This is a genomic window from Paenibacillus sp. FSL H8-0280, assembly GCF_045040665.1.
Lineage (GTDB): Bacteria > Bacillota > Bacilli > Paenibacillales > Paenibacillaceae > Paenibacillus > Paenibacillus xylanexedens_A.
The window spans coordinates 5572046-5589352 of sequence record NZ_CP150296.1 but is presented as its reverse complement, the minus strand read 5'-3'; the positions used below and the strand labels follow the sequence as shown (position 1 = coordinate 5589352).

Genomic DNA, 17307 nt, shown 5'->3' with positions numbered 1-17307 from the left:
GGCGTTTTGTATATGCATGATGTGATGTGTAACATCCATTGAGCATGAGTGTTTTTGGCTGTATTTTGTATAACTATGCTTCGTACAAAATTTCACCTGTCCGGGATACATCATATCCCTCGAATGATTGGAGTTCCTGCCTGAACTCCGGCGATTGGAGAATTCGTAGTACAGATTCTGTCCAAGCTTCATTACCTTGCTTCCTGAGCATGACCAGATCATAGCGCTCCTGAGTGAGCGGGATAAAATCAACCTGACCCACAAGTCGCGCAGCCTTCTCAATGCCAACTCCGACATCAGCTTCACCTGAACTGACTTTGGCAGCCACGCCCATGTGACTGCTTTCCTCGGTTTCATATCCAATCAGACCTGCGGATGGAATTCCATGCAGCCGAAGCTGCTCATCCAGTAATACTCTCGCACCAGAACCTATCTCCCGATTAGCTAGTCTCAGTTCAGGCTTGCTCAGATCGGTCCAATTCTGCAAGTTCTGCGGATTGCCACGCTGTACATACAGTCCGGCAGGACGTGATAGCAAGTTCACCACAACATAGGATCGTCCCGTCAGAATTTTGCGAATATACGGCAGATTATACTCACCGGTATCTCCGTCGAGCAGATGAGTGCTGACCAGATCGGACTCACCGCGATACATCGAGATAAGCCCATCCAGACTTCCCATGAACGAGCGTAGCGGACGGATGTTCCGGGTTTGTTTTTCCATATGGCGCATTAGAATATCCAGACTGACATCCTGACCTGTTATGACCAGATGCCGTGATACAGCAGTCATTGCATGAGCAGAACTTGCTGGAGTAATCGCATGCGCAGACCCAATGGGTGTAGTCGTTTGTAAGGAAGTTCCCTGAAAATCACTCTGACCTGGCTGAGTTCCTGATGCCGAGGTCTGATGAGGAGCCGGGATACGCTGAGCTGAGGACTGAAGTTGCTTGGAGCGACGTTTATATGCCTCCAGATCGGTTGCATCAATTCGCATTTGTTTACCTACACGGTATGCGACGAGGTCTCCTTTTTTGATTAGGTCATAGACCGTCAGTTTCGATATTTTGAGCAGCTTGGATATTTCTTCGGTTGTGTAGGATTGCTCCTCCGTCATAAGTGAAGATCCTCCTTCAAAGGTATAGAGCAATTATGGTTTTATTATGAATGTTTCTTGTACTATATCATTAATTGAGGGATGCCATAAACCTGAGAACACGCAATACACGCATAGGACAGATAACAAAAATCAAATGTGATCTTAATCACCTTCCTATTTTTTTTGTCTTGTGTATAATTAGATATAATCAATTATAACTAGTTATATCTAAAGATAACGTTGGGGGAGAAATGAATGAGAAAGAGAATCGGATATGTGTTGGGAAGTATGTCACTGGGACTGGCTCTTGTATTGGCTGGTTGCGGCGCAAACACGGGCACTACGGATACATCCACGGGTGCAGAACAAACGACCTCAACGCCAGCGGCATCAGGTGAAAGTTCATCAGCAGGAAATAACGATCCGCAGGAAACGGTAGATCTGACAATCTCTGCGGCGGCCAGTCTGACCGATGCGATGAAAGAGATTGAAACCAATTATGAGTTAGCTAATCCTTATATAGAACTTAATTTTAACTTTGGCGCCTCGGGTGCCTTGCAACAGCAGATTGAACAGGGTGCCCCGGCTGATGTCTTTGTATCGGCGGCAACAAAAAATATGAATGCGCTAGTGGATAAAAACCTGATTGCATCGGGCGATCAGAAGAATCTGCTACAGAATTCACTGGTGGCCATAGTACCAGCAGATGGGACCCACACAGTAACCAGTGAAACGGATCTCACCAGCGACTCCATCAAGACGGTAGCCATTGGAATTCCGGAAAGTGTTCCTGCGGGAACCTATGCCAAGGAAGCTCTGACCAATGCCAAGCTGTGGGATGAACTGGAAAGCAAACTTGTGCAGGGGAAAGACGTTAGACAGGTTCTTCAATATGTAGAGACGGGTAATGCAGATGCAGGATTTGTATATAAAACGGATGCTCTTACTTCGGATCAGGTGAAAATTGCGTTTGAGGTGGACAAGAACAGCTACACACCAGCCAATTATCCAATAGGCATTATTGAAGGAACCAAACACCGTACAGAGGCCGAACAATTCTATGCGTATTTACAAACCCCTGAAGTACTCGATATCTTCGCGAAATACGGATTTACAATTCCGGAATGAATGTGAACGTCATAGACTGGTCCGTATTCTGGTCACCGGTGCGCTTATCGCTTCAGGTTGCGTTATTATCCAGCGTAGTGGCCACTGTGCTCGGAATTGCGATAGCCTGGAAGATGTCACGTTCTTCATTTCGGGGAAAAATTCTGCTGGAAACGGCATTTATGCTGCCGCTAGTCCTTCCCCCGACGGTGGTTGGATTTCTGTTACTTGTCATACTGGGGCGTAAAAGTCTGTTTGGACAATGGATTGAAGCCATATTCTCCGCACCGGTTATTTTCACCTGGTGGGCTGCGGTGATTGCTTCGGTGGTAGTTGCTTTTCCACTTGTGTATCAGACGATGAAATCGGGATTCAGTGGTGTGGATCGTGATCTGGAGGATGCGGGTCGTTCGATTGGGGCGAATGAGTGGCAGGTCTTTCGTTACATTTCCTTGCCGCTCGCAGGCAGAGCATTGATGACCGCCTTCATCCTGGGCTTTGCCCGGGCACTCGGCGAATTTGGTGCGACACTGATGATTGCAGGCAATATTCCGGGCAAAACACAAACGGTACCCACGGCAATCTATGTCGCTGTGGATTCGGGCAATCAGACCATGGCCTGGGCGTGGACTGTCTCCATTATCATCATCTCGTTTCTCATGTTACTGATGACCAGACAGCAGCGAGATGGCAAAAATGACTAATTTGATATGTGTTAATATTATATATAAAATGATGAAAAATCCGTTTTGAGGAAAGAACTTTTTTCCTTAACGCGGTTTTTTATTACCAATTTCATATGTACCAATATCAATATCCTGCCAAATTGGTCTTAATGGAAATGTAAAGCTATTTTAACATAAAAAAATAAAAATTTTCCCCAAATTTAATCGTTTAGCACTCGCTTTCAGTGGGCTTGATCCTGTAAGATAGAGGTAATGGATTCCAGCCAAGTACTGAAATAAGGAGAGACGACGATGAATACTAAATCTGATTGCGGCGTTTCGTTGCAAATCGATGACTATCTGGATCTTTTGCATTTTGCCATCCAAATTCAGGATCAGGAATGGCAACAATCCCTTATCCGCCAACTCAAAATATTTCAGACGGCGACGGAGCAGCAACGCACACCTGAAGAGGAACTATGGACACGGTTTGATTACATCAACAGCAAACTGACAGGTCTGTGCCACCAGATTCATGCCGCTCATTCCATGGACGAACGCAAGAAGTTCGAGGAACGGATCGGTCTCTTACAATTACAGCGAGTGGAAGTTGCACGTAAAATTAAATGGGCGAGTCGCAGATAGATGAGTAGTGTATACACCAAGTGATGCACCGCCAAAATGGTATAATTAGTGAGAGTCATACAAGAAGAAGCCATCCGCCAATCGATATGGAGGATGGCTTTTTCTTGTACTATAGAGAAGTCCTATAACCATATCAGGATGTCCTATTAGTTTAGTTATTGCCCTAAGATGACTTGTAATGATATTCTTTGTTCAACCTAATTCCGACTATACAAGTAAGAATGGTTTGTTAATAGGTTAGAGGAATGGGAGTACACATCATATTCGCTGTGATAACAGCCTGTGGAGGAGATTGGGAATGGTTAAAAAACGGGGGATTCAAAAATTCCGGACAGCACTGCTGTTCATTACAATGCTGGCGGTACTGGCTGGATGCAGCACAGGAACTGCAAGCAATGATTCAGAATCTGCTTCGGCAGCAGGCGACACCAAAGTGAAAAAGATCATTGTAGGAACAGGTACACAGTTCCCAAATGTCTGCTTCATTGATGAGAATGGCAAGTTAACAGGTTATGATGTGGAACTGATCCGGGAGATCGACAAACGTTTGCCTGAGTACGAATTCGAATTCAGCACCATGGATTTCAAAAACCTGCTGCTGAGTCTGGAAACGAAAAAAATTGACCTGATCGCTCACCAGATGGAAGTGAATGATGAGAGACAGGCCAAGTTCCTGTTTAATGATGAAGCCTATAATATTTTTCCAAATAAAATTGTCGTAAGTCAGAAAAATGAGGAAGTAAAATCGATTGAGGATCTAAAGGGGAAAAAACTGATCGTTGGTGCTACAAGTAACGCGGCTGTACTTGCTGAGAAATGGAATGCAGCGAACGGCAACGGGATTGATATCGTTTATTCCGGAGCGGGTGAGGATACCATTACCCAGATCAAAACCGGCCGGGTAGATGCCACCATCAGCACTCAGTTTGCCATTGATTATCAGAATAAGGCGGTTGATGCTCAGTTGAAAACGGTAGGAGATGCCCTCTCCAACTCCAAAGTGTACTTCATTCTGAACAAAGATGAGCAGGAGCTCAAAACCAAAGTGGACGAAGCGCTCAAAGCGATCAAAGAAGATGGAACGTTAGGCAAACTGAGCACAGAGTGGCTTGGAGCTGACTATACGGTTGAAGAGTAGTCTGAGAAAGGTGTGCAGCGGTAATGGGAAAATCATTTGATCTGTCATTGGTTCTGGATTTCATCCCGGAACTGCTACGATATTTGCATATAACACTGATTGTACTGGGTGGTTCCATCGTGCTCGGACTGGTGGGCGGCGTGCTTCTGGCCGTTCCCCGGCTGTATCGGATTCCGGTACTAAGCCAGTTGGCTACCCTGTACGTCTCATTCATGCGGGGCACACCGATCCTGATCAAATTGTTCCTGGTGTATTACGGACTTCCCGAGTTGCTCAAACCCATTGGCATCGACCTGTCGAGAACCGACCCGTTGTTATTTGTCATTGTGACCTATGCGCTTAGTGATGCGGCATCCTTTGCCGAGATCTTTCGCGGAGCGGTGCGCAGTGTGGATAAAGGTCAGACGGAAGCAGCCTATGCTGCGGGTATGACCACATTCCAGTCTTTTCGGCGGATTGTAGTTCCGCAGGCACTGATTGTTGCTTTTCCGAACATGGCTAACACGTTAATCGGTTCATTAAAGGATACGTCTTTGGCCTTCTCCATTGGTGTCATGGATATGGTGGGCAGAGGGCAGACGTTAATTTCGGCTACATCGCATGCACTTGAAGTGTATATCAGTCTGTCTGTGGTCTATTATGTCATTGTTATTGTTCTTGAAAAAGGATTTGCCTTTGCAGAACGCAGACTCCAGCGTCATGAACGCAAGAGAGTTGTACACAAACCGGCAATCCGAGCCAAACGCCTGAAAGAGGTTGTTCAAAAAGTCCGCTTTTGATTACGAAGGATGCCTAGCGGCATCATCAGCATCGAAGTTGAAATTCAGCCGAAATGTCCGTTGCTCACGTAGTTTTCCCTACGCTCCGCTACTCCATTTCTAACTTCATTCCATCTTCTCGGTACTGAAAACCAGACTTTTTGAACTCTCACTGAAACGAATAGCGGGGTGAGCATATGTCGATTGATCTCCAGTTTATCTATACATCTTTTTTTCAAATCCTGAAGGCATTGCCACTGACACTCGTCATTACGATTGTTCCGTTGATTGCAGGCTTCGGAATCGGTCTGGCTACGGCTCTGATCCGTATTTATCGCGTGCGGTGGATTCACCGCGTTGCTGACTTCTACGTTTCATTCCTGCGTGGAACACCGATGCTGATGCATCTATTTCTCATCTATTACGGCATTCCGATGATTATCGATAAGCTGGCGGAACGTTACGGTTGGGCTTTCCAATCCTCGTCGATTCCAATTCTCGTATTTGTACTGATTGCTTTCTCGCTCACTGCGGGCGCTTATATGTCCGAGATTATCCGTTCAGGCATTCTTGCTGTGGATATCGGCCAGATGGAGGCGGCTCACGCTGTAGGCATGAGCACATTCCAGGCTTTAAGACGTATTATCATCCCTCAAGCGATCGGGGCGGTATTGCCTAACCTGTGCAGTATGTTTGTTGGGTTCCTGCATGGATCAACACTCGCTTTTACCGTGTCTCAGATGGATATACTCGGTAAAGCGGATGTGGTGGCATCCGTCAGTCTGAAGTTTCTGGAGGCCTTTATCGCCGCAGCGTTCATCTATTGGGGGCTGACCATCATTGCTGAGCGGATCACTGCTCTGCTTGAGCGTCGGGTTGCCGTGTACAGCAAAGGAGGCGTGTCATGATTACACTAACCAACATACACAAAACTTTTGGCAAGCAGGAAGTATTGAAGGGAATTGATCTGACCGTGGAACAGGGCGATGTCGTAGCGATCCTTGGACCGAGTGGATCAGGTAAAACAACGCTGCTGCGCTGCGTCAATTTTCTGGAACGTGCCGATGAGGGCGAGGTTCAGATCAGTGGATTAACCGTCGATTGCAAGCATGCACGCAAACATGACATTGTGCAGTTGAGACGAAAAACGGCGATGGTGTTCCAGCACTATAATCTGTTCAAACACAAGACAGTGCTGGATAACGTCACCGAGGGATTAATTATTGCCCAGAAAATGTCCAAAGCCGATGCCCGTACTCGTGCCTTGCGTGTGCTTGAACAAGTCGGACTGTCTGCCAAAATCAATGAGTATCCAAGTATGTTGTCAGGTGGACAACAGCAACGGGTGGGCATCGCCAGAGCATTGGCACTTAACCCAGAAGTGATTTTGTTTGATGAACCGACCTCGGCGCTGGACCCCGAGCTTGTGGGAGAAGTGTTGTCTGTCATCCGCTCCATTGCTCAAGAGGGGATTACCATGATTGTAGTCACCCATGAAATGGGGTTTGCCCGTGAGGTGGCAAATCGGGTTGTTTTCATGGATGGAGGTTCCATTGTGGAGGAAGGAACCCCGGAGGAGGTGTTTGTACGTCCCAAGCAGGAACGTACTCGCCAATTCCTCAGTCGATATTCTTCCGACTGGAGTTATGTCATCTGACGATATAGGCGCAAGCTATAGTAACTGACGATCCCGGCCCGGCATATGCTGTAACAGGCAAATGCTGATAGGCCGGGTTTTTATATGGGTGAAGCAGGCCGTGACGGTAAGGAGGAGGACCATGCAGAGCAAAATCGATGAAATCATCACACATATTGCACACTCTCACCAGCAGATCGCACGTGTGCTGGATGCCAAACGCCAAGTCGCTGTACGCATGTCTGAAATCATCAATCATTTGCCAGATATCGAACCGGAGTTGGATGGCGTTGACGGTCTGCTGGATAGCTCTGGGCAAATCAACAAAAGCATTATCTCTTACTTGGGGGGCCTTGCAGATCTGGAAGAGGCTGTAGCCGAAACGCTGACCCAAGTCATGCGGGAGATCGCGGTTCAAGAGGAAGAATAAGCCCGGAAGGCGGGTGAGGGAACATGAGTAGAGAACAGAGCCTCATTCTGATGCTGGACGCAGCAGCCAAAATGCAGTGGAATATTGCCCTGATCCTGGAGGCAAAAGCGATTGAGGCCGAGAAGGTACGGAACTGGACGCTGAATCATTTAAATGGGGATACCTTTCTGACGCATGGGGATCAGGTAGGCGAGCCGCTCAAAATGCATGATCAGCTGGTGGAATTGCTGGAAGGATTAACCCGGATGGAGACCGGACTATGCAACAATCTCAAAGCGGTGATGGTGCAGAACGATAGTGAAGATGGCGGCGGTATGGACGGTGGCATGTTTGGCGGCATGGATCTGGGAGACATGGGAAAATGAGTCTGATGCGGCGTGAGCAGGAAGCCAAACTGGCGCTCATTGAATCCATTGCACACAGTCAGCAGGCGCTGGCACGCATTCTGGACAGTGTAGCCAGTGTAACCGCTCATTCGGAAGTATCCGCCCGCAGTCTGGCCGAAAACATTCGTTTGCTGAGTCGCTATCAGGCAGAAATGGCTCGTATGGTTACGGGAATCAGGCTGGCCCGAATCCAGCATGGGGAGCCTGGCTTGCCGTGGCTCAAAGACCCCGGGTGTGCAATTCGTATCGTTCGGGACATACAGGAGGAATGTTGACATGTTAAAGAAGAAGAAAATACGACTGAGAACCAAAAGAGCTTTGTTAATCCGTGGAGCCCGTCTGCGCAAAATTCGCAAACTGCGTGCGCTCAGAGCCAAACGTGTTCTTCACAAACGCCCACTTAAAGGACGCAGTGCGTGGCTCAAAAAAAAGAAACGTGCGGTACGGCGGCACCGGAGTCCAAAGCCCGTACAACCAGTCGTCCCGGCTACCCCTACCGATCCGAACCCGGACGGTGCGTACAGCCAGGGATACAACGAGGCGTACAACGAGGGATTCAACGCGGGTTTCGCCAAGGGATTCGAGGACGGACATCAGCTGGCTTACAAAGCACAGTAACCGAGTAGATAGGATTATTCCTGTATGGAATGATACCTGTATAACAGTTAGCCCGGGGGGACAGATCCCTCCGGGCTATTTGCATCGCCGCAAAAGCGGACATGCCCGTACAGGCGGATGTGGAGGGCATGCGCCAATTTTGCGCCTTGCAGGACACCCGTCCATGATGCATCTGACCCCGAGGCATATCCTTTAGAGGGAAGACCAATCTCGGGGAGAGTCTGGAAGTGAGATCTCCTGAAGGAAGACAGGGTGAATAATGTGGCAAAACGAAGGCACCGTCCGCTGACCGAAGCGGAAACAGCTTACCGCGGCGGATATGCAGAAGGCCGCAGATTTGGCGGCTGTCAAGCCATGATGGAGCGGGTGCAGATGTTTGAACCGACCCTGCGGGACATGAAGGTGTTATATATCCCGCAAGGATTCGATGCCATCGATGAAGGTGTTACCTTGGCTCTGCAGCAATCTGTACGTGAATGCGTTGTTGGATCGCCAGCAGCGATGTTGCAGGAAGCCAGTCATCATCGGCCCGATGTTGTGCTCGTCATGAATGGTCTGCATGTATTTCCCGCAGATCATGTGGAGCAGGTGAACGGTATACGTGCACTCGGTATCCGAACTGCCGTGTGGTTTGTGGATGATCCGTATTTCACCGAAGATACAACGTCCCTTTGCCAGCACTATGATGTCGTGTTCACGCATGAAGAGGCCGCGGTGCCCTTCTATCTGGGACATGGAGCGAACCAGGTCATCTATATGCCACTCGCGGTGAATCCAGGCATGTTTCAACCGCGGCGCGCGGCACCGCAGCATCAGCACGACATTTGTTTTATCGGTACCGGATTCTGGAACCGGATTGCCTTGTTTGATGAGCTGGCCCCTTTTCTTGCGGACAAAAAAGTATTCATTGCGGGTAGCCAGTGGAATCGGTTGGCACGCTTTGATGTACTAGGCCGTTTCATCCACGAAGGATGGATTGCTCCTGGAGAGACAGTCGATTATTACAATGGCGCCAAGATTGTCATTAACATTCACCGGACTTGCGAGAATGGGGAAGACAATCGCAATACACATCATCTTGAAGGTCACTCAATTAATCCACGCACGTATGAGATCAGCGCATGCGGCACAATGCAGATTACGGATGCACGTGCAGATTTACCCCGTTATTATAAGCCGGGATATGACATCGAGACGTTCACCAACGCAGCAGAGCTTCAGCGCAAGATCCACTATTATCTGAAGCATGAAGAAGAACGACAGGCGATAGCGTGGCGGGGACTTCTCACCACGATGAACCAGCATACATTCACTCGCCGGATCGGTCAGTTGCTGGAACATTTGTAATCCCCGTCTGAAGTGCAGCATCAACAAGAACACTATCCCAAAAAATAAAGGAGTGGCGGTATGTCTCTCAAACACCGTAAAACCAAAAAGATTCATGCACCCGTACTGAGCCTGGCTGATCAAGCGCGCAAAAATGGGCAACATGCCGGATATGACGCAGGTAAGGAAGAAGGATATCTGCGTGGTCGCGCCAACTATATTGTGAATTGTGCACAGGAACCGTTGCCTTTCCGACAGCTTCACGTGCTGTATGTATCCTCGGGTAAAGGCTTCCCTTACTCTCCGTTGGATGAGGCCATTATGGCCACGCTACAGGGTATGGTAGCTCAAGTAACCCTCTCTGATCCGCGTCAACCGATTTCTGAAATTGCGCTACAGACGCGTCCTGACCTTGTGCTTGTGCTGGATGGAATGGATATCCCCATCGAGCATATCGATGCGATTCGCCAAGCGGGTATCCAGACGGCGATCTGGCTCACGGATGACCCGTACTATACAGATATGACGCTGGAAATTGTGACACATTTTGACCATGTCTTCACGTTAGAACTGAACTGTATCGATCTATATCGACAAATCGGCTGCGCGTCAGTTCACTACCTCCCTTTTGCCGCATTCACTAATCATTACTTTCCGATTACAACGCCTTCCCCGTTAAAACGGGATGTCAGCTTTATCGGCTCGGCCTACTGGAACCGGGTATACTTCTTCAATCCGATCATGCCTCAGTTGATGTCACACAATACGGTATTTAACGGAATCTGGTGGGACCGTCTGCCTGACTATACTGCCTATGGCGAGAAGATTGAGCTCGGGCGCTGGATGAGTCCGCCGGAGACCAATGATGTGTACAATGGCACCAAAATTGTCATCAACCTGCATCGATCCCACGAAGATGATTCCGTCAATAATAATCACCTCAAAATCGCGCCAGCTTCACCAAACCCGAGAACGTTTGAAATTGCCGCGTCCACGACGCTACAGCTGACCGACGCCCGAGATGACATTGCGCGTTTCTACAAACCGGGTGTGGAGATTGAGACATATTCCTCGCCGCAGGAGTTACTCGACAAAGTGGAATATTATCTTACTCATGAAAAGGAACGCCGTGAGATTGCACTTCGTGGACTCGAACGTACACTGAAAGACCACACGTATGGCAAAAGAATTAATGAAATGTTAACCATCATATTCCCTTAATTCTGGCCGGGAGGAGGTGTGCACAGTACCCTGTATCGGATAATCGTGTACAGGGTCCGTGCGGCCATGGCAACGAAACCAAAGATGATGTTATTTTCGCATGTGTGCAATACTCGCAGCATTACAGGTGCCGAGAAGCTGCTGCTTCATTTTATGAGAGAGATCGGTACGATCTTTGAATGTGTGCTCGTAGCCCCTCAGGAGGGGAAGCTTGCGGGGCTTGCGCGGAGATTCGGCATTCAGGTCAAAATATGCACTCTGCCGATGCTTCACGGTGTGTACACACCTTACCTGGGCATTGCAGATGATGCGGAGCATCTTCGCCATACGCCAGCGTATCAGGAAGCAGTCTCCCTAATACGGGAGACTGCTCCCGATATAGTGTTAACGAACACCTGTGTTAATGTGATGCCGGCTGTAGCGGCAAAGTCCCTTCAGATTCCGATCATCTGGAAGATTACCGAGATTATTCATACGAATGAACATACAACCGAGGCGATCCAGATGATTGGCCGTTACGCGGATTGGATTATTGGTATATCCGAGACAGCGGTAGCCCCATTCCAGGAAGCCGGCATGGGTGACAAAGTGACCATCATATCCCCAACTTGGGAACCCGCGTTACCAGCACCGGACCGATGGGTTCATCTGCGCGAACGCAAGCGTAAGGAGCTTGGTTTCAAATCATCGCAGACCTGTATCGGTTATATTTCTTCATTTATATATGATGCCAAAGGGTTGAAACCTTTTGTAGATATGGCCTTGAGGATCTGTGAAACACATTCGCGCTGTCGCTTCTGGATTATCGGGGCAGCATCGGATAAAAAGTATTACGACGAGTGTGTATCACGGGTGAAAAAATCCGGGTATTCACGCCGGTTTACCTTCACCACATTTGAAGAGAACGTATCTCTGGCATATACCGCGATGGATATTCTGGTCATCCCAAGCATGGTCAAAGAAGGATTTGGCATGACCGCACTGGAGGGTCTCTATTTTGCCAAACCGGTCATCGCTTTTGCTCAGGGTGGACTGAAGGAATTAATGGAATCCGTAGGCAGTGATGCATTTTTGGCCCCGCCGGGTGATACCGAAGCACTTGTCACCTTGGCAACAACCTTGCTGGATGATGCAGAGCTGGCCTCGAATACGGGGTGGCGTAATCGGACAGAAGCGGAAAGGCTCTACGGCGTTGAAACCTACCGAACGAAACTGCATACGATGGTGACACAGTGGTTATTGCGTTTTCCCGGATGGTTTGCTTATATCCAACCTCCGAATGGACCTGTGTATACCCATGGGGAGGGAGGACTACGCACTGTACTGGTTCTGGAGCCGACTACGGTTCGGGCACTATTATTCCCACTGACCGTCATACAGGCGTTGCCACATTCCTCATTACCTCCAATCGCATTGGGTCACGATGCTCCTGTTGCTTCAGGTACTGGCCCAGCTGCAAAGCCGATTCAACAGAGGGGCAAAACGCGGAAACGTCGTCGCAAACCACTTGCACCTCATTCTCGCAGAGACCGTGAGGGGCTGAAACGTACTTCCGGAACTGGCAGACGTAAGGGGAGAACCCGTACAACGAAGGGACCGCGTCCACATATGGGGAAATCGGCTAGTCGCAGACGCAAATCTGCCAAAGCGGGACGTAGCCGAGCAGGGCGCAAGGGTTCCAATACAAGATGAAGGCAGGGATTACGATGAAGATCATGACGGTGCTGGGTACGAGACCTGAGATCATACGGCTCAGCCTGATCATCTCCAAGCTGGACCAGTACGCGTCCAAACATATTCTGGTGCACACGGGACAGAACTTCACGGAAAGTCTCAGCGGTCTCTTTTTCAAGGAAATGGGCCTGCGCGCACCGGATTACGTTCTTCAGGATGAAGCAGCCACTCTGGGACGACAGCTATCCTCGATGTTTACGCAGATGGAAGATCTGATATTGCAGGAGAAGCCCGATAAATTGCTGCTGCTCGGCGATACCAATAGCGCATTATGTGCAATATTGGCTGAGCGCATGGGTGTTCCTGTTATTCATATGGAAGCAGGCAATCGTTGCTTCGACCTGGATGTGCCTGAAGAGAAAAATCGTAAGGTTATTGATGCCATCTCTACCGTTAATATGCCTTACACGGAACAGAGCAAGAAACATTTGGTCAGTGAAGGGGTACCAAGCAGGCGCATCGTGCTAACGGGCAATCCCATCTATGAAGTCATGCAGCACTACGACGCGCAAGTAAGTTCCAGCAAAATACTCAAAAAGCTCAAGCTGAAGTCCGGGCAATACTTCCTGGTTACTGCCCATCGAGCTGAGAATGTGGATCATGCCCCTCATTTGCTGGAGATTATGAAAGGACTGAACCAGGTCGCAGAGGAACACGGGTTGCGTGTGATCTGCAGTATTCATCCACGTACAGCGATCCGGATTGCGGAGCATCTGCATCTGGAGATGAACCCGCTGGTGGAGTTTCACGAGCCGTTTGGATTCTTCGACTTTGTAATGCTTGAACGTCATGCACGTTGTGCACTTACGGATAGCGGTACCGTGCAGGAGGAGTGTTGCATTATGGGCGTGCCGACCGTAACGATGCGTCGAACTACCGAGCGGCCGGAAACGGTCGATTGCGGCAGCAATGTAGTCTCCGGTCTGGATGCCGCGCGCATCGCTGATTGCGTGAAAGTCATGACAAAGATGTCTAGCGACTGGGATTGCCCACAAGGTTACAAAGCCACAGATGTATCCAGTAAAGTGGTTAAATTTCTGCTTGGAGGGAAAATGCATGTTTGAAAATAAGCGTATACTCGTGACTGGCGGTACGGGATCATGGGGTTATGAACTTGTGGCTCAACTACTGCCCCAGCAGCCCAAAGAAATTATTGTATATTCCCGGAACGAGTCCAGCCAAGTGGCTATGAGTCGTGAATTTGAAGACCCACGTCTTCATTTCCGGATTGGAGATATTCGTGACAAGGACGCCCTGACGGCGGCTTGCCAGCATGTGGACTATGTATTTCATCTGGCAGCGCTCAAGCATGTTCCGGTGTGTGAAGACCAACCGTACGAAGCACTCAAAACCAATGTGATTGGTACACAGAACGTAATTGAAGCCGCTATTGAGAATAAGGTGGAAAAAGTAATCTATATCTCGACTGACAAGGCTGCCAATCCGTCCAACTTCTATGGCATGACAAAAGCGATCGGCGAGAAATTAATTGTATATGCAAATTTGTTACACAGCGATACCAAGTTTGTTACGGTACGGGGCGGGAATGTACTGGGAACAAACGGCAGTGTGGTACATCTGTTCAAGAATCAGATCCGCCAGAAAGGGCAGGTCTCCATCACGGATATGAGTATGACTCGATTCTTTCTTACGCTGAAGGATGCAATTACCTTGCTGTTCAAAGCTTCGGTGGAAAGTGTCGGCGGAGAGATCTTTGTCATGACGATGCCTACCTGCAAAATCGTTGATCTCGCGGAAGTACTGATTGAGGATTCCGGTGTGGAGAATGTGAGCATTGTGGAACGTGGCATTCGTCCAGGGGAGAAAATCCATGAAATATTGATGAGTGAATTCGAGAGCATGACCACCGTTGTTTACGATGAGCAGTACCTGGTAATTCTTCCTACTCTGGGCATACCGGGTCTGCGTGAACATTATACCAATTGTCCCCCGGTCTCCTTTAACAGCTTCAGTTCTGAACACCAACTCATGACCAAAGAGGAGATTCGTGAAATTCTGAAACGCGGAGGATTCTTGTCATGAAACTGCTGATACTTGGTGGAAACGGAATGGCCGGCCATATTCTGGTCGACTATTTCCGCCGTCAAGGTGTACACAGCGTCTTCTACACATCTCGGGATGTAACGGACCCCAATGGTCTGCTCCTGGATGTGAACGACAGCTTCATGGTTGATCGATTGGTAGAAGCTGTGCACCCGGATGTGATTATTAATGCTGTAGGTGTGTTGAACAACTTCGCAGATGAGGACAAAATTACTGCATATCATATTAACGGTTTCCTGCCACATCGTCTGCGGCGGGTTGCAGATACGATTGGTGCACGCCTGATTCATATCAGCACGGACTGTGTGTTCAGCGGAGAACGGGGAGCATACCGGGAAGATGATGTTACGGATGGGACTTCAGCTTACGCCATCACCAAAGCACTTGGCGAAGTTCAGGATGAAGGTCATCTGACGATCCGTACGTCCATCATTGGACCCGAGATTCGCCAGGGCGGGATTGGTCTGATGCAATGGTTTATGTCCAGCACAGGTGAAGTCGGGGGGTATACCCGCGTATTCTGGAACGGTGTGACCACACTTGAGCTGGCCAAATGGGTAGACCATTACCTGGCCTCATCGGTTAGTGGTCTGATCCACTTAGCTCATCCGGCACCTGTCAGCAAGCATGACCTGCTTGTATTGTTCAAGCAGACCTGGGATAAGCAGGATGTGACGATTGTGCGTGATGACAGTGTAGTGCAGGACCGTACGCTGCTGTCCACTCGCGAGGATGTGAAGACAGACCTGCCGGATTATTCTACAATGCTGAAGGAGTTGGCATTATGGATGGAGCAGAGCTGAGAGGCAAGAAAGTGCTGATTACAGGCGCCTCCGGTTTTACTGGGCGACATGCCGTATCTTATTTTCGGGAAATTGGTGCAGTGGTTGCAGCGGTAGTCCGGAGGCCGGATGTGTATTCATTTGGTAAAGGTGCACAAGTCCATGTCTGTGATCTGAACGATAAACAGCAAGTACGTCATCTGATCGGCGAGGTGCAGCCCGACTATGTGCTGCATCTCGCTGGCAAAAATTCAGTGCCTGATTCGTGGTCTGATCCGCTACTGGTCCTGGAGACCAATGTGATGGCCGTGCTGTATCTGCTGGATGCGCTTCGCAGTTGTCCGACAGCACGAACCGTTATTGTAGGATCGCGGTTAAAATATACGCCGGAACCTGGCCAGATTCCCCAGCCTCCGCATCCATACAGTCTCAGTAAAGCGCTGGAAGAGATGGTGTCCTTGTCGTGGATGTCGCTCTTCGGACAACAGATCATGCTGGCGGAGCCAGGCAATCTGATTGGTGCGGGTCCTTCCACAGGCATCTGTTCACTGCTTGCACGCCATGTTGTTGCCTGTGAGCAGGCGGGCAAAACCGAGGCATTCCGTCTGTCAGGACGGGACAATACCCGTGACTTTCTGGATGTGCGGGATGCCGTCAGAGCGTATGCGACCCTCCTGGTACACGGGTCCAGCGGTACAGTATACCCGGTGGTGTCTGGAGTTGAGCGCAGTCTTGGTGAAATTGCAGATCTGCTGTTATCCATGACAGAAGCGGAAGTCCCTGTTCGCTGGGATGGGGCATCTTCTGGTCCGGATGGTTCGGGGAAACAGGAGGAATTATCACTGCTGCGCAAGCTTGGCTGGCAGCCGATGATTCCATTTGCCACATCGCTTCAGGATATCCTGAGTGATGTTCGTGTCCAGCAAGGGAGGACGACAAGTTGAATCCGAGAGTATCCATTGTCATTCCATTCTACAACTGCCCTTATGTGCCTCAGGCGATTCAGAGTGCGCTGAACCAGACGTATCCCGATGTGGAAATCGTTGTTGTGAATGACGGTTCAACCCGGCATGCAGAGTTGCTTCAACCCTATCTTCCTTATATTAATGTGCTTGGCAAAAGCAATGGCGGGACGGCTTCGGCACTTAATCATGGCATCCGCCATGCCTCTGGTGATTATGTAGCCTGGCTCAGTTCGGATGATTATCTGTACCCGGATAAAATTCGTTATCAGCTGGAGTTTATGCAGCGTGAGAATGTGCTCGTCTCACATACAAACTTTCATTATATCAACGAGCATTCGGCAGTTACCAAAATGCATGGTGGGCCTGAACCGATGTCGGATATGGATTTACTACGACGGTTTGTTAACGGCAATCCAGTGAACGGCTGCACGGTCATGATTCGTAAGGATCTCTTTAGCGGAGTGGGGCTGTTCGATGAACTTCTTCCCTACACCCATGATCTGGATCTCTGGATGCGTATTGTACTGAACGGTCATCGGTTCCCATACCTGAATGAACCGCTTACTGCCTATCGGTGGCATGGGGGAATGGGATCGGTACGTCATGCGGATGTCATTGGCAAAGAGGCATCCATGGTATGGTCCAGATATCGGGAACCGCTGTTGCAGCGAATAGCGACGCTTGGCGGGTAGCGTAGGGAGGGCAGTTAAGAAAGCCAAAAGATGGCTGATTA

General features: G+C 49.2%; 20 protein-coding genes. 19 read left to right on the top strand and 1 reads right to left on the bottom strand.

From position 1 onward, the window contains the following. Positions 1-73 precede the first annotated feature (73 nt). Positions 74-1117 (bottom strand): substrate-binding domain-containing protein, encoded by a 1044-nt coding sequence (locus MHI12_RS24365; protein ID WP_405170566.1) that lies wholly within the window; start codon positions 1115-1117, stop codon positions 74-76. 237 nt (positions 1118-1354) lie between these two features. Between MHI12_RS24365 and modA the strand changes: the two genes are divergently transcribed. The 19 genes from modA to MHI12_RS24270 all read left to right on the top strand — a co-directional run bounded on the left by modA (position 1355) and on the right by MHI12_RS24270 (position 17266). Then, a complete protein-coding gene (gene modA, locus MHI12_RS24360) occupies positions 1355-2227 on the top strand; it encodes a molybdate ABC transporter substrate-binding protein (RefSeq protein ID WP_405170565.1) in 873 nt (290 codons plus the stop codon). Continuing rightward, the gene (gene modB, locus MHI12_RS24355; protein ID WP_405170564.1) at positions 2224-2910 is read left to right on the top strand and encodes a molybdate ABC transporter permease subunit; all 687 of its coding nucleotides are present in this window, start codon (positions 2224-2226) and stop codon (positions 2908-2910) included. The genes modA and modB overlap by 4 nt, the downstream gene beginning before the upstream one ends. Positions 2911-3183: 273 nt before the next feature. Further along, the gene (locus MHI12_RS24350; RefSeq protein WP_017692504.1) at positions 3184-3516 is read left to right on the top strand and encodes a hypothetical protein; all 333 of its coding nucleotides are present in this window, start codon (positions 3184-3186) and stop codon (positions 3514-3516) included. 316 nt (positions 3517-3832) lie between these two features. After that, positions 3833-4654: a transporter substrate-binding domain-containing protein gene (locus MHI12_RS24345; protein WP_036673581.1), complete on the top strand. Its 822-nt coding sequence runs from the start codon at positions 3833-3835 to the stop codon at positions 4652-4654. A 23-nt stretch (positions 4655-4677) separates the two neighbouring features. Next, entirely contained in the window at positions 4678-5433 is a 756-nt protein-coding gene (locus MHI12_RS24340) for an amino acid ABC transporter permease (RefSeq protein WP_036605839.1), read from the top strand. A 176-nt stretch (positions 5434-5609) separates the two neighbouring features. Continuing rightward, positions 5610-6320: an amino acid ABC transporter permease gene (locus MHI12_RS24335; protein ID WP_253503011.1), complete on the top strand. Its 711-nt coding sequence runs from the start codon at positions 5610-5612 to the stop codon at positions 6318-6320. Further along, on the top strand, positions 6317-7069 hold the full coding sequence (locus MHI12_RS24330) for an amino acid ABC transporter ATP-binding protein (RefSeq protein WP_124117626.1): 753 nt from the start codon (positions 6317-6319) through the stop codon (positions 7067-7069). The genes MHI12_RS24335 and MHI12_RS24330 overlap by 4 nt, the downstream gene beginning before the upstream one ends. 121 nt (positions 7070-7190) lie before the next feature. Beyond that, positions 7191-7478: a hypothetical protein gene (locus MHI12_RS24325; RefSeq protein ID WP_017692509.1), complete on the top strand. Its 288-nt coding sequence runs from the start codon at positions 7191-7193 to the stop codon at positions 7476-7478. Between the two features lie 23 nt (positions 7479-7501). After that, entirely contained in the window at positions 7502-7843 is a 342-nt protein-coding gene (locus tag MHI12_RS24320; RefSeq protein WP_017692510.1) for a hypothetical protein, read from the top strand. Further along, entirely contained in the window at positions 7840-8139 is a 300-nt protein-coding gene (locus MHI12_RS24315) for a hypothetical protein (RefSeq protein WP_341008736.1), read from the top strand. Before MHI12_RS24320 ends, MHI12_RS24315 begins: the two co-directional genes overlap by 4 nt. Position 8140: 1 nt before the next feature. Further along, on the top strand, positions 8141-8482 hold the full coding sequence (locus MHI12_RS24310) for a hypothetical protein (RefSeq protein ID WP_051446920.1): 342 nt from the start codon (positions 8141-8143) through the stop codon (positions 8480-8482). A 252-nt stretch (positions 8483-8734) separates the two neighbouring features. Beyond that, positions 8735-9829 (top strand): glycosyltransferase, encoded by a 1095-nt coding sequence (locus MHI12_RS24305; protein WP_405170563.1) that lies wholly within the window; start codon positions 8735-8737, stop codon positions 9827-9829. 60 nt (positions 9830-9889) lie between these two features. Continuing rightward, positions 9890-11029 carry a glycosyltransferase gene (locus MHI12_RS24300; protein ID WP_341008733.1) on the top strand — a complete coding sequence of 380 codons (1140 nt, stop codon included), beginning with the start codon at positions 9890-9892 and terminating at the stop codon, positions 11027-11029. 66 nt (positions 11030-11095) lie between these two features. Then, on the top strand, positions 11096-12721 hold the full coding sequence (locus MHI12_RS24295; protein ID WP_405170562.1) for a glycosyltransferase family 4 protein: 1626 nt from the start codon (positions 11096-11098) through the stop codon (positions 12719-12721). Positions 12722-12735: 14 nt separating this feature from the next. Continuing rightward, positions 12736-13827 (top strand): non-hydrolyzing UDP-N-acetylglucosamine 2-epimerase, encoded by a 1092-nt coding sequence (gene wecB / locus MHI12_RS24290; protein WP_076329077.1) that lies wholly within the window; start codon positions 12736-12738, stop codon positions 13825-13827. Beyond that, a complete protein-coding gene (locus MHI12_RS24285; protein ID WP_017692517.1) occupies positions 13820-14806 on the top strand; it encodes a polysaccharide biosynthesis protein in 987 nt (328 codons plus the stop codon). The genes wecB and MHI12_RS24285 overlap by 8 nt, the downstream gene beginning before the upstream one ends. After that, positions 14803-15630 carry a dTDP-4-dehydrorhamnose reductase family protein gene (locus tag MHI12_RS24280; protein WP_405170561.1) on the top strand — a complete coding sequence of 276 codons (828 nt, stop codon included), beginning with the start codon at positions 14803-14805 and terminating at the stop codon, positions 15628-15630. Before MHI12_RS24285 ends, MHI12_RS24280 begins: the two co-directional genes overlap by 4 nt. Beyond that, positions 15612-16553: an NAD-dependent epimerase/dehydratase family protein gene (locus MHI12_RS24275; RefSeq protein ID WP_405170560.1), complete on the top strand. Its 942-nt coding sequence runs from the start codon at positions 15612-15614 to the stop codon at positions 16551-16553. Before MHI12_RS24280 ends, MHI12_RS24275 begins: the two co-directional genes overlap by 19 nt. Beyond that, positions 16550-17266, top strand: a complete 717-nt coding sequence (locus MHI12_RS24270) for a glycosyltransferase (protein ID WP_341008728.1) — start codon at positions 16550-16552, stop codon at positions 17264-17266. Before MHI12_RS24275 ends, MHI12_RS24270 begins: the two co-directional genes overlap by 4 nt. Positions 17267-17307: the final 41 nt, after the last annotated feature.